Consider the following 13,993-nt stretch of genomic DNA (forward strand, 5'->3'; position numbering starts at 1 on the left):
CCGGTATTGCCCCCGAATCCTATGGAGACATCTCCACTCGATCCAAGCCTTCCGGGGGTTCGGCTGCTGCAGAGCTGGATTCGTGAACAGCTCCCCCTCAGCATTGCTGTGGTGGGACAGGAGCCCATCGAGGGGCGTCTGATCTGGCAGGACCCTGAATTTCTGGCCATCGAACGGGCGGGTGCGAGCCGGCCCGTGCTGATCAACCGTCGGCAGATCAGCGTGATCCGCTCCCTCGGCTGAACACCAGGCATGTGGCACGATCGCAACCTTGCCGAGCGCTGGTTCCGTGAACGCTGCCAACCCTGCCGTCGACGCCAGTGCCCAGACCGGTCGTTATGACCCCACTGCGCTGGAGCAGCGCTGGCAGGAGAGTTGGAAGGCGGATGGGGTGGATACCACACAAGAAGCTGGTGAGAAGCCCGGATTCTTTGCCCTGTCGATGTTCCCGTACCCCTCGGGAAGCCTGCACATGGGCCATGTGCGCAACTACGTGATCACCGATGTGATCGCCCGGGTTCAACGCATGCGGGGCCATGCCGTGCTGCATCCGATGGGCTGGGATGCCTTCGGACTTCCCGCTGAAAACGCGGCCATCGAACGCAATGTGGACCCCGGCGAGTGGACCGACCGCAACATCGATCAGATGCGGGCGCAGCTGGATCGCCTTGGCCTTTCGATCGATTGGAGCCGCGAACAGGCGACCTGCCACAGCGACTACTACCGCTGGACCCAGTGGCTGTTCCTTGAACTGCTCGAGGGAGGGCTGGCCTATCGCAAGAACGCCACCGTCAACTGGGATCCCGTCGACCAGACCGTGCTGGCCAATGAGCAGGTGGATGGTGACGGCCGCTCCTGGCGCTCCGGAGCTCTGGTGGAACAACGCCAGCTGAACCAGTGGTTCCTGCGCATCACTGACTACGCCGAGCCGCTGCTCAACGACCTGGACGCCCTCAAGGGCTGGCCGGAACGGGTGCGCACCATGCAGGCCAACTGGATCGGCCGTTCCGAAGGCGCTGAGATCAGCTTCTCAATCGAAGGACAAAGCGATCAGACGATCACCGTGTTCACCACCCGACCCGACACCCTCGCGGGGGCGAGCTACGTGGTGCTGGCACCGGAAAACGAGCTGGTGGACAGCCTCACCAGCGCTGATCAGAAGGACACGGTGGAGGCCTTCCGCAAGGAGGTGGCTCGTCTGAGCACGATCGAACGCACCAGTGATGACAGGCCCAAACGGGGGGTACCCATCGGCAGTCATGTGATCAACCCCCTGACGGGGGCGGTGCTGCCGGTGTGGATCGCCGACTACGTGCTGGCCGAGTACGGCACGGGCGCCGTAATGGGCGTGCCGGCCCACGACCAACGCGACATCGCCTTTGCCCGGTCGAATGGTCTGCCGATCCAGCAGGTGATCGACGCCGAAGGAGCTGCTGAAGCCATCGCGGCCGGTCAGGCCTGGACGGATGCCGGAACACTGGTCAACTCAGGCAGCTTCGATGGCACGGCCTCCAGCGAAGCCAAGGGCGCCATCACCGGCCACGGCGCCGAGCAGGGTTGGGCCCGCAGCAAGGTCACCTATCGCCTGCGCGACTGGCTGATCTCGCGCCAGCGCTACTGGGGCTGCCCCATTCCCGTCATCCACTGCGACGACTGCGGTGCTGTTCCGGTGCCGCGCGAGGAGCTTCCGGTGGAGCTGCCCCGGGGCATTGATCTCTCGGGCAAGGGCGGTTCACCCCTGAGCCAGCAGAGCGACTGGGTCAACGTGGCCTGCCCCTGCTGCGGCAAGCCGGCCAAGCGCGAGACCGACACCATGGACACCTTCATGTGTTCCTCCTGGTATTTCCTGCGCTTCGCCGATCCCCACAACACCGAGAAACCCTTCAGCAAGGAGGCGGTGAACCGCTGGTTGCCGGTGAAGCAATACGTGGGCGGCATCGAACACGCGATCCTGCACCTGCTCTACGCCCGTTTCTTCACCAAGGCGCTGAAGGATCGCGGCCTGGTCGACATCAACGAACCGTTTGAACGGCTCCTCACCCAGGGCATGGTGCAGGGAATCACCTACCGCAATGCGACAACCGGCAAGTACATCGCTCCAGCGGACGTGGCAGATCCCGGAAATCCCCGGGACCCCAACACCGGCGACAAGCTCGAGGTGTTGTTCGAGAAGATGTCGAAGTCGAAGTACAACGGCGTTGACCCCGCGGCGGTGATCGACCGCTACGGCGCAGACACAGCCCGCATGTTCATCCTGTTCAAGGCACCGCCGGAGAAGGATCTGGAGTGGGATGACGCCGATGTGGAGGGTCAGTTCCGCTTCCTCCAACGGCTTTGGCGCCTTGTTGAGGCGGGTGCTACCCGCATCGACTCACTCGAGCCGATGCAACGGCCGGCCGATCTGAGCGATGCCGACAGCGACGTACGTCGGGCGCTGCACTTGGCCATCGAAGCCGTCAGCGAGGACCTCAGCGACGCGATCCAGCTGAACACGGCCATCTCCGAGCTGATGAAGCTCTCCAATGCCATCAGCTCCACCGGCATCGAGGCCCTGAGTGCACCTGTGTTGCAGGAAGCTCTTTCCGGACTGGTTCGCCTCCTGGCTCCGTTCGCGCCACATCTGGCGGAGGAGTTCTGGAGCCGTCTGGGGGGAAGCGGCAGCGTGCACCGTCAAAGCTGGCCGGTTCTGGATCCAACGGCACTGGTGCAGGACAGCGTTGAAGTGGTGATCCAGGTGAAGGGCAAGGTGCGGGGCAAGCTGCAGGTTCCGGCCTCCGCAGACAAGGAGGAGCTGGAACGGCTCGCCCTGGCCAGTGATGTGGCCGAAAAATGGTTGGAGGGCGCAGCCCCCCGTCGGGTGATCGTGGTCCCCGGAAAACTGGTGAACCTGGTGCCCTGATCCCAGGCGGGATCAGCCTTTGCTGAAACGCATCGAGGCGGGTTGGCTCCAGTCGCCCTGGGCACAGAAGCCGCGCTGGTTGCCGGTGAGGTGACGCAGAATCCAGAAGATGGATTCATCGGTGCCATCCCCGAGGGCCAGGCGGATTTCATCGGCGGAGCGGGCCACACCGTCGGCCAGGATCGCTTCCACACGACCTTGAAGGTCGAGAATCGCTGCCGCTGCCTTCTTGCCGGCTTCCACGCCGGGCTGGTGGTAGGCGTTGATGTTCACCAGTTCGCCGTAGAGACCGACGGCACGCTCGAACAGAGCGATCAAGGCGCCGAGACGGCGTGCATCAAAGCGGCGCATGCTGATCGTCATGCTCTGGCGGCCACCCTCGGTAAGGGCTGAACGGGTGCCCTGCAGGAAACCATCAAGGAAGTCGCCGGGGCATTCCCCGTCAAGCGTGGGGATATCGCTCACGTCTTCGAGCACTTCGATGAAGGTGGCAAAGAAATTGTCGACACCGTCGCGCAGCTGCTGCACATAGGCGTGCTGGTCGGTGGAGCCTTTGTTGCCGTAAACAGCGATGCCCTGGTGCACCACGTCACCGTTGCGATCCAGGCGCTTGCCCAGGGATTCCATCACCAGCTGCTGGAGGTAACGGCTGAACACCTCCAGACGATCGCGGTAGGGCAGAACAACCATGTCGCGCTGACCGCGACCACCACCGGCCACGAACCAGGAAGCGGCCATCAGGGCGGCTGGATTGCGGCGCAGATCCGCGGCGCGGGTGGCGGCATCCATCTGAGAGGCGCCGGTGAGGAAATCGCGGATGTCACAGCCAATCAAGGCACCGGGCAGCAGACCAACGGCACTGGTGATGCTGGTGCGCCCCCCCACCCAATCGAACAAGTCGAAGCGCTTGAGCCAAGCTTCCTTCTGGGCCTGCTGATCCAGCTTGCTGTCGAGCATCGTCACGGCAACGGCCTGGCCGGCCCACTGGCCCCCAGCGGCCTCGAGGCGGTGGCGAGCCTGCTCCATGCCGAGATGGGGTTCGGGCGTCCCCCCCGACTTGCTCACCGTCACCACCAGGGTGCGGTCGAGACGACCCTCCAACCCCGCCAGGACGTTGCTCATCCCATTGGGATCGACGTTGTCGAAGAAATGAAACGGAAGACCCTCGCCAGGGTTCTGCAGGGCCTTGATCATCAAGGCGGGTCCCAGACCACTGCCGCCGATGCCGATCCAGAGCACGTCGGTGAAGGCTTCGCCGTTGGGGGCCTTGATCGTTCCGTTGATCACATCGCGCCCAAAGGCTGCGATCAGATCGATTTCCCTGGAGATGTGCTGTTGAAGCTCTGACGAGGGAGCGAGTTCAGGGGTACGAAGCCAGTAATGCCCCACCTGGCGCTGCTCATCGGAATTGGCGATGGCGCCGGCTTCCAACTCCTGCATCGCCGCGAAAGCCTTGTCCATTCGCGGCTGCAGCCATTGCAGATCGGTAGCGTTCACATGCATCCGGCTGATGTCGAGCCAGACGCCCAGATCATCGTGATACCAGCTGAGATCGCAGAACCTCTGCCATTGAATATGAGCGTCGGAAGCGTTGAAATCCGGAAAGCTCATGCCGGGTGGACGGTGCAGACCTGCCGAACGTATCCAGAATCTGACGGGATGCCCACGGGAAAGGACACCACAGCTAGTTTCATGTCATCTTCCGCTAACCCCATGTCCAGCCCCCATGGCTGAGCCATTGCGATGGCCAACAGCACTCTTGGCGACGGCAGCGAGCCTGTGCCTGGTTGGTCAGTGGTCACACCCGGTTGCTGAGGTTGGGGATCAGGCGCCTGTTGTGGTGGAGGACAGGCTCGAGCCCACAGATTTCTCACCCGAAGAACTGAAGCTGCTGCAACGTCGCTTCGGGGTGCACGGCCCCCAGACGCAGCTGGCCCAGCTGTTCACCAGCGGGATGGATCAGCTCCAACCATTGCGCGCATCAACCTTGGATCGCCTGCGCGAGCTGAAGCCGGTGATCCTGCGCCAAGCAGCGGCGCATCAGGTGAATCCAATGCTGATCACCGCCGTTCTTTTCGACGAAATTCAGCACTCCAAGCCGGGGGAGAGCCTCCCCTTCATCGCCCATTCCGGTCTGGTGAAGACGCACGGACCGGCCCAGATCAGCGTTTCGGAACTGATCCATCAGAACCGGCTGCCGGCGAACCCAACGCAGGAGGAGATCACCTGGGCCCGCAATCAATTGCTGGACCCCGAGATGAACATCACCATGCTGGCGGCGAAGTTTCAACGGCTGAAGCTGGCCCTTGGCTTGCCAGAGAGCTTGATGCTGCAGGCGAGCCGTTCCTATTTGGATGCCAAGGCGATCGCCACCCTCACCTACCTCCACAACGGAAAATTGGATTACCCAGCACGGGTGTTGGGCTACATGCAGGACCCTGAACTGCACGGGTTGATTTACGGCGGTCGCCAACCGAATCCCGACATCACGGTTTAAACAATCAAACACTGGAGTTATAACGACTCCTTGGCTGGTCTAATCACAGGCATCCTCACCAACTGGAATTTCTAGTGCAGTAAGTCTTCGTTATGTCTTCCTTGTTTGATCGAAAAATCATGGGCATTTACGACGCAGACTGACTCAATGCTGGGGAGACTGAAATAAAGCCATTAATCAGCATCTGGATGGCAATCGCCGTAAGGAGAAGGCCCATCACCTTCGTTAGCACCTGCAACGCAGATGAGCTGATTCGATTGGCCAAGCGATCGCCAGCTGCAAAGATCACGTACACCAGCAAACCCAGCAACATCACGACAAAGCTGATTCCCACACGACCGCTAAGGCTTGCAGCCAATGGGTCGGCGATGACAACCGTCAACGTTCCTGGACCCGCAAGCAGCGGAATACCAAGAGGGACTACACCTTTTACAGAAGAAGACTGATCCCGAGCGATTGATTCAGGGTCGTGGTGCTCAGGAGGTGTCTGCGAACGCAACATCGAGAGCCCAATCAAGACCACGATCACACCGCCGGCAATCTGAAAGGCACCTCGACTGATGCCAAAAAATTCAAGAAGACCATTGCCGATCCATGTCGATAGCAGAAGGGCAATGGTGAATGTCAAAGCTGCGCTTCTGGCAATCGCACGATCCAGACGGGGATTTCCATCAGTGAATGACAAGTAGATTGGCAAGTTGCCGATTGGGTTGGCAATTGTGAAAACACCAATAGCGGTATGAAGAAGAGACATCAAAGAGAGAATTCTTTTGATTCATGTCTAGTTGGCATTGAACAATGGTGCATCCATTGTTTCGGCAATAGTTACGTCAGGCGCTGCCCGCAGGCAGAAGCGAGCGCGGGTGACAGTGGGGAGGGGTCAGAAGTGAAATTCAGGTGATTCAATCACTCACACAACAGCTCGACTCTGCTTGATTCCAGTTCTTCCATATCTGTGTGACCAAGCTCACAACCAGCAGAGACTCCCATCAACTCCTCAAACGCCTTTGCCGCGGACAGTGATCTCAGCCCGATCCACTGGGTGATTCGACAATCACTTCTCCGTCATGTCCTTCAACTCCTTCACCGCCGCTTCCCTCGCCCTCAGCGCTTCCGTCATCTCTGTGGTCGCTCCAGCTGCACGCGCTGATGTCTATGACTCCTTTGGCATCTACGGCAATTGCGATTCCAGCTCCCTTGGCCTTCACTGCCGGCGGCCGTGACTGCAGCGATGCACGCAAGTGGGCCTCCAAAGAAGCCTCTCGCAACCGTCGCCACGAAACACAATCACAGCTCCTCGACCTCGGCGGCAACCTCGTCACCGGTCTGATCCTCAACAGCCAGCAGCAAAAGCAACAACCCGCTGCACCCGCTGGTCCTTCAGAAGCCGAACTCGCTCTGATGAAGCAGCAACAAGAACTCGAACTGCTCAAACTCCAGCTCCAACTCTAGGCCCAGCAGCCACGCCCGGCTTACGGCTCACCCACAACCGTCAACTACGTCCCCGGCTATCCACAGCCCCCCATGGCTGATCCCCAGACCATGCACCCCTATGGCGCCTACCCCGCTGCTCCAGCTCACACCTACTGATCAACACCCATACCCAAATCCATAGCCATACCCATATCTGTAACCCACACAACAAGCAGCCCTCGACATCCTTCAGGGCTGCTTGATCACATCGAAAAAACAAATCACCCCGCCAGCGATGGCGGGGTGATGCGTGTGAGCTCTTGTCGAGAGATAGATCGCGACAACTCAGCGCCCCATGCTTTTCCCTTAATGGGTGTTGTATTGCTATCAGCAAAGAGGCATCAGAGTCATGGGTCAGTCGTGACTTCCTTGAGCGTTCCCCGCTCACATCACACCATCACGTCCCAGGCTCAGCCCAGATGCTTTGGCAACCAGGATCACGATCTAAGGCCGCCTTCTTTGCCCGATTGACTGCTTCATCTCCGAGATATTCACCCTTGATGAGAGTCGTCAGCCGCAGGACTGCGTATCGACCTTGCTCTTCACTGATCCAGCCAAGGTCGTAATAGGTGCAAGTCGCGTTGAGCCAACCTTGAGCCTCACCTTGAAGCGCGATCTCAAGCTCATCAAGAGGAGGTAATGCCACGGCGGAGGCGCCCCCAAAAACAGCAGAAGCTGTTAGCAAGGAAGCCAGAAGAAGTCTCATCGACATCTGACAAGGAGCTACCAATGATGCCGTCGATGTCGTGGGTTTTCACGCATTGCGGAGACCCCGCCCCAGGCGCTCAGCCCACCATCAGGTGGCAGTGCTGGTCAGATCAGGCTTCGACGTCAGCCTTTTCGTCGGAGTTGTGATGGGCCTCTACTGCGTTTGGTTCAACTGACTTGCCGCGAGGGCAGTCACCAGCGTTCGCACCGCCAATGAAAACAGCCAAAAACATGACCACAACGATCACGCCACCACCGATGTAGGCCAGATTCGGAAATTTCATGCCATTGACGCTAACGACATTGTCAGCCCCTTGGCACGTCATTTGATACCAGGTCAGCACTCATCTCAATCGCTTGGAACGATGTGAGTCACAAGGTCAGCCTTGACCCATTGGATAACGCCCGTATCGACATTAGCGACCCGAAACAGAGGTCCTCTTTAGGCGCTGCAACGCCGCTCGAATCTTCAACCGACAGACCCCTTCAGAAAGAGCGGACGAGTAGCCGTAGTCCGCCAGTTTTGGCAACGGGGTTAGCCGTCCCAGCGACGCCTGAGCTGCGGGATCACTAGAAAATCCATCACCGCAAAGCTGACGAGGCAGGGCAGAAACCCCTTCTCGACGAAGCTGCACACCAGCCGTCGCGGATCCAAGACGCAGACCACCAACTGGGCAATCCAAAAAATCACCACCTTGATGGCAAACGACGTGAAGGCAAAACGCCTTTCCGCTGCACTGAGAAGAAACACAGCCAGCCATCAACAGAAGACACACAATCGGCTGATTTGCCTCTGAAGGCAATGAGCTCTATGGCCGCACAGCTCCACGCCGCCGCTGTTTTGCCGACTGACGAAGGCACAACATCAGGCCGCAAGCCTCAGCACCGAAAACTCGCCCCATGGCCATCACCTCTTAGCACTGAACAAGCTGACCGCTGAAATGCCGTTCTTGGAATCGTTGCGGGAGGCTTTCCAACCCAACGGGTCATTGGTGACCCGTAAAACCCACCGGAACCATTTGTTCAGGGTGATGGGAATGGCACCCCCTCAGTTGAGGGAGAGAAGCCGCTCCGCCTCTCCCCCATTTGGGGGATGCGGAAACCCGCTGGTGGGAGAAGCATGAATCCAGCACGGTGAATCGATGAAACAACTCCTGTTACCCCTGGCCTTTGGCCTGTTTGTTCCATCAGCCGCACTGGCTCAGGTGGACGCCGAAGTGGCAGCGAAGTGCAGAGACGCCAGGGATTTCTATGGCTGCGTCAGGGCTTTCACCACTCCGGCACAGCGCCCAGATGACATTGCCTCTTTTACCGGAGTGATGGGGCAGGTGGCTGCGAGTCTGATCTCCAGGCCGACCTACCGCAACGCACCAACAAGCTTCTCCCGGGGCATGATTCCGGCTGGCCTTGTTGAAGGGATCCTGCGAGGCGTTTTGCGCTGAACCGAAGCAGGTCCCAATCACTTGTGACAGCTCGCCCGGAACCGATCGGAGCGGCTGGTGGCTGCGTGTTTGGTTTTGCGTCCGCTCACCCGCTTGCGCCAGAGCTTGAACGACGACGCTTTCATCTGTTGGCGCATCAGTGCGATCACCTGCGGCTCGGAAAGTCCGAATTGAAATTCAATCGCCTCGAAAGGAGTGCGGTCTTCCCAGGCCATTTCGATGATTCGATCGAAATCTTCGCTGGGGAGCGTTATCACCGACGCAGTACACAGAGATGCGAATTCTAACGACGCTTCAGCTCACGCAGAGGTCACCGAGGGCCGCCAGCCGCGTCTGAAGTTTCGACCAGTCGAAACTGCGGGGATCACCCCGTTCTCCGCCCAGATCGACATGGCGATGGGTGGTGATCGCCGCCGGCGGCAGATTGAAGGAGCGAATCCAACTGGACAGGACCAAGGCCAGCGCGTCGTATTGCTGCGTGGTGTAGCCCGCATGGGATCCATAGGAATTCGCCCCCGAAGGCGGAGTTTCCAGGCTCAGGTGCAAGGCGAAGTTGTTGACGGAGCCCTTGAGTTTCTTGTTGGTGATCGCCCACTCCCCCAGAAAGGCTGAATATCCCGCGCCGTAGGCCCGGCTCAACGGATCCACCAGATCCAGAACGCGCCCGTCTTGGCCCACCAACGTGTGATAACTCACCTGATCTTCATCCCGCGGGTGGGGCGTCATGAAAGTGTTCAAGGCGGAGCTCAGCGAGTAAACGGTTTCGTGCAACACCACCACCCTCGGCGTGGCGTCGATCACACGGCCGTAGGCATCCTTGTCGTAGCGCTCTCCGAAATTGGTTGGATCGATCTTGACGAACGAGCGCCAGGAACCCGAGCGGGCCTCGAGCTGGTTCAAACGCGACCGCAACGCGGTATCAACACCCGAACACTGACGAGCCAAAGGCGACTGCCAGGAGCGTGATTTCGGCGGTAACGGCAGCGAGGAGGAGGGGTTGTCCTCCCGTTGGCGACCACGCTCGATCACCACAGGGGAGAGCTCCCCTTGATCCATCAACAGCCAACCGGTCAGTCCCAGAGCCAACGCCCCCACTGCAGCCCCGCTGATGGCGAGCGACCGGTGCTGCTCAACGCGGTTCAACACTCCGCTCAAGCAACGGCTTAAACGATCTCGAACCATCGATCCCGCAACTGCCGTTGTTCCGTTGTGCACCCAGGATCCCAATCCAACGTCCAATGGTCTACACCCGTGTCAGGAAACAGACGGGTCTCCTTCATCAGGCTTCGGCGTGCGTAGGTGACGTTCACACATTCCTGCTTCTCAAGCAGAACGGAAAGGTCAATGCTGCGTCGCACCCGGTAGCCATTGATCGCCAACAGCTCATCGCCCACCACAAGTCCAGCCCGCTGCCCGGGACTGTCGCGCCGCACCCGCTGAATCAAAGCGGCTCCCTCAGCGTCCTTGAGGGCGAGTCCATGGTCGGGATGCTTGAGCGGCACAGGGTCCATGCGCAGCCCCAGAGCCTCCACACAATCGATCAGTGGAAGGGCCTCGGGTTGATCCAGCCATTGATCCAGATCCGTCGCAAGATCGCGATCCCAACGAGCCACGGCCGCCTTGATGTGATCACGGCTGTAGCCACGGGCCTGACGGCCGGGGCCATGCCACAACTCCCGCAGGATTGCGGCCATGGAGTGACCACGTTGGCGAAGGCGCACGTCGAGGCAGAAGGCAACCGCCGCACCGAGGCGGTAGTAGCTGATCTGGCTGTCCCGTGAGGCTGGCGTGGCTTTGTACAGCTTGATCCACGCCTCACGGGCACTGGCCGCCAACGACTGGATCGAGCAACCGGGTGACATCAGCACGCTGGACAGCTCCTCCCCCAGATCCTTGAGCAGAGTCGGTCGATCCGAACAGCCCGCCAACAGGGGGAGGCTGAGGTCGAAGTAGCTGGTGATTCCCTCGGCAAACCAGAGGCCTTCGGTGATCACCGCCTGCCCGTAGTCATAGGGGCGAAGCTCAACAGGCCGCAGCCGCCGCACATTCCACTGGTGCAGGTATTCATGGCCGATCAGCTGCAACAGCTGCCGGTACCCCTTGGGCTTGGCCAGAGCCGACCAGCTGAACTGCAGCACAGCACTGTGGTCGTGTTCCAGGCCGCCATAGCCCTGATCAAGCAGTTGAAGCACCAGCTGGTAGCGGTCCCCCGCCGGGGGAGGGGTTCTCAGCAAGCGACAGGTGGCACTGCACACCTTTTCGATGTCGCTGATGAAGTTTGGCGGCCAACCCATCGGCGGCGTGCCGATGAGCAGCAGCTCATGGCTCTTGCCCTCCACCGTGAAGGCTTCCGCCTGGAACGGCCCCGCATGCAGCGGGCTATCCACAAGGGCATCGAAATCAGCAGCAACCCAGCCCTCAGCTGTGACCTCCAGGGGCAGATGCACACTCCAGTGCTCCGGGGCCTTGACGGCAACATGATGTGGTGACCAGCGGCAGCCGTCGATCTCCATCGCCACAGCAGCGAGGCAGAGCGAGGCGAAATCAGGATCCAGCAACCCAGTGCGGACGGTCAGATCCCGGGCTTCAAGCTGATAGTTGAGCGTGAGCGGGCTCAGATCCGGCAGATCACAGAGCCACTGGTGCGGCGCCATGCGACGCACCGGCAGCTCCTCACCATTGGCCAGCAGCTGCAGGCTGTGCAAGTGCTGCGCGTGATCACGAACCGTGTAGGACCCCGGTGTCCACACCGGCAGTTGGAAGGTCTGGCGTTGGGTCTGCGGTGTCCACTGAATGGACACCGCAATGGTCTGTGTTTCGGGATGGCTCAGATCGAGCCGGATCTGAACCGGTTCGAACACGTCAGTTGGTCTGCAGGAACAGCTCAGCGGAACCCATTCCACCAAGGCGCACCTCGTCGATGGCGTGAAGCAGGGCATAGCGGCGGGTCACCCGCTGCAGGCGCTGCTCCAGCCCGGGCTGGCGGCTGATCCGTTGGATGTCGCCATGCATCACGATCGTGCCGTCCTGGCGCTGGGTCCAGCCCAGGGGCAGGGCTGAACCTTGGGATGCGAGCACATCCACGGCATGGGAGTCGTCCGCAAATCCCTGCAATTCGGTCGATCGCTTCACGGTGAAGCCTTCATCACAAAGGGCCTGCACCAGACGCTCAAGGTCGGTGAAGACAGTCGGCAGGATGGAGAGATGGGACATGGACCGAACCCCGCTTTGACTGACCCTAGCCACAACAATCGAGCTGACCAGGCCCCGCTGCAGCTGGGGGTGATGGCATCCGGAAGCGGCAGCAACTTCGAGGCCCTGGCCCAGGCCATTCAGACAGGGAATCTCAACGCGCGGATCCAGCGGCTGGTGGTGAACAATCCGGGCTGTGGTGCCCAGCAGCGGGCGGAGCGTCTCGGCATTCCGGTGTCGGTGCTTGACCATCGCCTGATCAAGGACCGGCGCGAGCTGGACGGCGAACTGGTGCGCCTGTTCCGCGCCGACCAGGTGGAACTGGTGGTGATGGCGGGGTGGATGCGGATCGTCACCGAAGTGCTGATCAGCGGCTATTCCGATCGACTGATCAACATCCACCCCTCACTGCTGCCCAGCTTCCGTGGCCTGGATGCCATCGGGCAGGCCCTGCAGGCCGGGGTGAAAATCACCGGCTGCACGGTGCACATCGTCACCGAGGAACTGGATGCCGGTCCGATCCTGGCCCAGGCCGCCGTTCCCGTTCTCGATGGGGATGACCACGCCAGGCTCGCCAAACGGATTCAGGAGCAGGAACACCTGCTCCTGCCAAAAGCACTGGCTGAGCTCAAGCCAAGCTGGCGTCAGGGATAGAACGACTGCAAGGGCAGGCCCGTTTCCGGAGCGAGACCCGCCATCAGGTTGAGACACTGCACGCCCTGCCCGGCCTGACCCTTGATCAGGTTGTCGATGGCACTCATCAACACCAGCTGGCCGGTGCGGGTGTCCACCTGAACCGACAGCAGAGCACGGTTGGTGTGGCGCGCCCACTTGGTTGCGGGATAGGTGCCCACCGGTAGAACCTGAACGCAGGGGTGGTGGCGGTAGATCGCCTCCAGAACCGTGGTGCAATCTTCTGCGGTGAGACCGGGATCGCGCAAGCGGGCATACACCGTGGACAGCAGACCACGCACCATCGGCACCAGATGCGGTGTGAACTGAAGCCGCACCTCCTGGCCAGCCACCTCCATTGCCATCTGCTCGATCTCAGAGGTGTGGCGATGGCCGATCACGCCGTATGGCGCGATGGATTCCGAGGCCTCTGCCAGCAGCATCGCCTCCTTCGGCACGCGCCCTCCGCCGGAGGTGCCCGTCTTGGCATCAATGATGATGCCGCTGGTCTCGATCAGGCCCTGCTTGAGGAACGGCAGCAGGGGCAGCAGGCTGGCGGTGGGGAAGCAACCCGGAGCGGCAACAAGCTTCGCGTCAGCGATGGCAGGGACGTTCCATTCCGGCAGGCCGTAAACGGCACTGCTGCAGAGCTCAGCATCCTGACGGTTGAGGGAGCCGGCCTCCTTGGCGTACACCTGCAGCCACTGCTCCAGGGAGCGGTAGCGGAAGTCGGCGGAGAGGTCCACCACCCGCACACCCCGCTCCAGCAGTTGCGGTGCCAACTGACAGGCCAGGCCGTTGGGGAGGCTCAGAACAGCAAAATCGGAACAGGCCGCAATCCGATCCGGATCCGCTGATTCCACCGTTGGGTCATCCGGCAGGGGCAGGAAGGAGCAGACGGAGCTCCAGCGTTGGCCAGCACTGCGTTCACCGCCAAGAAAACTCACAGACAGGCCGGGGTGGCCCTGAAGCAAACGGATCGTCTGCAGGCCGCCGTAGCCGGAGGCGCCGATCACAGCAACCCGTCCGCCCTTCACCGTTGCCATCGCTTCTACCGCCGACGTTGTCCTGCCTGCCATTGAACCAACCAGCCAACGGTCGATCGTACAG

General features: G+C 60.7%; 18 protein-coding genes. 7 read left to right on the plus strand and 11 right to left on the minus strand.

The genetic code is table 11. The features are described from left to right. The first annotated feature begins 21 nt into the window (after positions 1-21). Entirely contained in the window at positions 22-243 is a 222-nt protein-coding gene (locus tag SynA1544_RS07155; RefSeq protein WP_186497802.1) for a hypothetical protein, read from the plus strand. 46 nt (positions 244-289) lie between these two features. Continuing rightward, positions 290-2,899, plus strand: a complete 2,610-nt coding sequence (gene leuS / locus SynA1544_RS07160) for a leucine--tRNA ligase (RefSeq protein ID WP_186515359.1) — start codon at positions 290-292, stop codon at positions 2,897-2,899. 12 nt (positions 2,900-2,911) lie between these two features. On the opposite strand, the gene SynA1544_RS07165 is transcribed toward leuS, so the two are convergent. Continuing rightward, positions 2,912-4,510: a glucose-6-phosphate isomerase gene (locus SynA1544_RS07165; protein ID WP_186515360.1), complete on the minus strand. Its 1,599-nt coding sequence runs from the start codon at positions 4,508-4,510 to the stop codon at positions 2,912-2,914. Positions 4,511-4,625: 115 nt separating this feature from the next. Here SynA1544_RS07165 and SynA1544_RS07170 point away from each other — a divergent pair, with 115 nt between their 5' ends. Further along, positions 4,626-5,396: a helicase DnaB gene (locus tag SynA1544_RS07170; RefSeq protein WP_186515361.1), complete on the plus strand. Its 771-nt coding sequence runs from the start codon at positions 4,626-4,628 to the stop codon at positions 5,394-5,396. Positions 5,397-5,523: 127 nt separating this feature from the next. Here the strand turns inward: SynA1544_RS07170 and SynA1544_RS07175 are convergent, their stop codons facing one another. Then, complete coding sequence (locus SynA1544_RS07175; protein ID WP_186515362.1) at positions 5,524-6,150, minus strand: MarC family protein; 627 nt, start codon at positions 6,148-6,150, stop codon at positions 5,524-5,526. 313 nt (positions 6,151-6,463) lie between these two features. Here SynA1544_RS07175 and SynA1544_RS07180 point away from each other — a divergent pair, with 313 nt between their 5' ends. Next, positions 6,464-6,619 (plus strand): hypothetical protein, encoded by a 156-nt coding sequence (locus SynA1544_RS07180; protein ID WP_186515363.1) that lies wholly within the window; start codon positions 6,464-6,466, stop codon positions 6,617-6,619. After that, the gene (locus tag SynA1544_RS07185; RefSeq protein ID WP_186515364.1) at positions 6,594-6,848 is read left to right on the plus strand and encodes a hypothetical protein; all 255 of its coding nucleotides are present in this window, start codon (positions 6,594-6,596) and stop codon (positions 6,846-6,848) included. Before SynA1544_RS07180 ends, SynA1544_RS07185 begins: the two co-directional genes overlap by 26 nt. A gap of 418 nt (positions 6,849-7,266) precedes the next feature. Here SynA1544_RS07185 and SynA1544_RS07190 read toward each other — a convergent pair whose 3' ends face one another. The 4 genes from SynA1544_RS07190 to SynA1544_RS07205 all read right to left on the minus strand — a co-directional run bounded on the left by SynA1544_RS07190 (position 7,267) and on the right by SynA1544_RS07205 (position 8,328). Beyond that, complete coding sequence (locus SynA1544_RS07190) at positions 7,267-7,575, minus strand: hypothetical protein (protein ID WP_186515365.1); 309 nt, start codon at positions 7,573-7,575, stop codon at positions 7,267-7,269. A gap of 112 nt (positions 7,576-7,687) precedes the next feature. Beyond that, positions 7,688-7,921: a hypothetical protein gene (locus tag SynA1544_RS07195; protein WP_186515366.1), complete on the minus strand. Its 234-nt coding sequence runs from the start codon at positions 7,919-7,921 to the stop codon at positions 7,688-7,690. Positions 7,922-7,926: 5 nt separating this feature from the next. Next, complete coding sequence (locus tag SynA1544_RS15040; RefSeq protein WP_186515489.1) at positions 7,927-8,010, minus strand: DUF3104 domain-containing protein; 84 nt, start codon at positions 8,008-8,010, stop codon at positions 7,927-7,929. Between the two features lie 102 nt (positions 8,011-8,112). Further along, positions 8,113-8,328: a hypothetical protein gene (locus tag SynA1544_RS07205; protein ID WP_255477769.1), complete on the minus strand. Its 216-nt coding sequence runs from the start codon at positions 8,326-8,328 to the stop codon at positions 8,113-8,115. Between the two features lie 391 nt (positions 8,329-8,719). Between SynA1544_RS07205 and SynA1544_RS07210 the strand changes: the two genes are divergently transcribed. Continuing rightward, positions 8,720-9,019, plus strand: a complete 300-nt coding sequence (locus SynA1544_RS07210) for a hypothetical protein (RefSeq protein ID WP_255477770.1) — start codon at positions 8,720-8,722, stop codon at positions 9,017-9,019. A gap of 17 nt (positions 9,020-9,036) precedes the next feature. Here SynA1544_RS07210 and SynA1544_RS07215 read toward each other — a convergent pair whose 3' ends face one another. Genes SynA1544_RS07215 through SynA1544_RS07230 form a run of 4 tightly spaced genes read right to left on the minus strand, consistent with a single transcriptional unit; the run spans position 9,037 to position 12,232 of the window. Continuing rightward, a complete protein-coding gene (locus tag SynA1544_RS07215; RefSeq protein ID WP_186515367.1) occupies positions 9,037-9,276 on the minus strand; it encodes a TIGR03643 family protein in 240 nt (79 codons plus the stop codon). 37 nt (positions 9,277-9,313) lie between these two features. Then, a complete protein-coding gene (locus tag SynA1544_RS07220; RefSeq protein WP_186515368.1) occupies positions 9,314-10,201 on the minus strand; it encodes an N-acetylmuramoyl-L-alanine amidase in 888 nt (295 codons plus the stop codon). Beyond that, on the minus strand, positions 10,183-11,880 hold the full coding sequence (locus SynA1544_RS07225; RefSeq protein WP_186515369.1) for a M61 family metallopeptidase: 1,698 nt from the start codon (positions 11,878-11,880) through the stop codon (positions 10,183-10,185). The genes SynA1544_RS07220 and SynA1544_RS07225 overlap by 19 nt, the downstream gene beginning before the upstream one ends. Position 11,881: 1 nt before the next feature. After that, positions 11,882-12,232 carry a DUF1257 domain-containing protein gene (locus SynA1544_RS07230; RefSeq protein WP_186515370.1) on the minus strand — a complete coding sequence of 117 codons (351 nt, stop codon included), beginning with the start codon at positions 12,230-12,232 and terminating at the stop codon, positions 11,882-11,884. Between the two features lie 72 nt (positions 12,233-12,304). On the opposite strand from SynA1544_RS07230, the gene purN reads away from it, so the two are divergent. Then, on the plus strand, positions 12,305-12,865 hold the full coding sequence (gene purN, locus SynA1544_RS07235) for a phosphoribosylglycinamide formyltransferase (RefSeq protein WP_222930167.1): 561 nt from the start codon (positions 12,305-12,307) through the stop codon (positions 12,863-12,865). Here the strand turns inward: purN and argC are convergent. Further along, positions 12,856-13,929: an N-acetyl-gamma-glutamyl-phosphate reductase gene (gene argC, locus SynA1544_RS07240; protein WP_186515492.1), complete on the minus strand. Its 1,074-nt coding sequence runs from the start codon at positions 13,927-13,929 to the stop codon at positions 12,856-12,858. The genes purN and argC overlap by 10 nt on opposite strands. Positions 13,930-13,993 lie beyond the last annotated feature (64 nt).

Origin of the sequence: Synechococcus sp. A15-44 (assembly GCF_014280115.1) — a bacterium.
Lineage (GTDB): Bacteria > Cyanobacteriota > Cyanobacteriia > PCC-6307 > Cyanobiaceae > Parasynechococcus.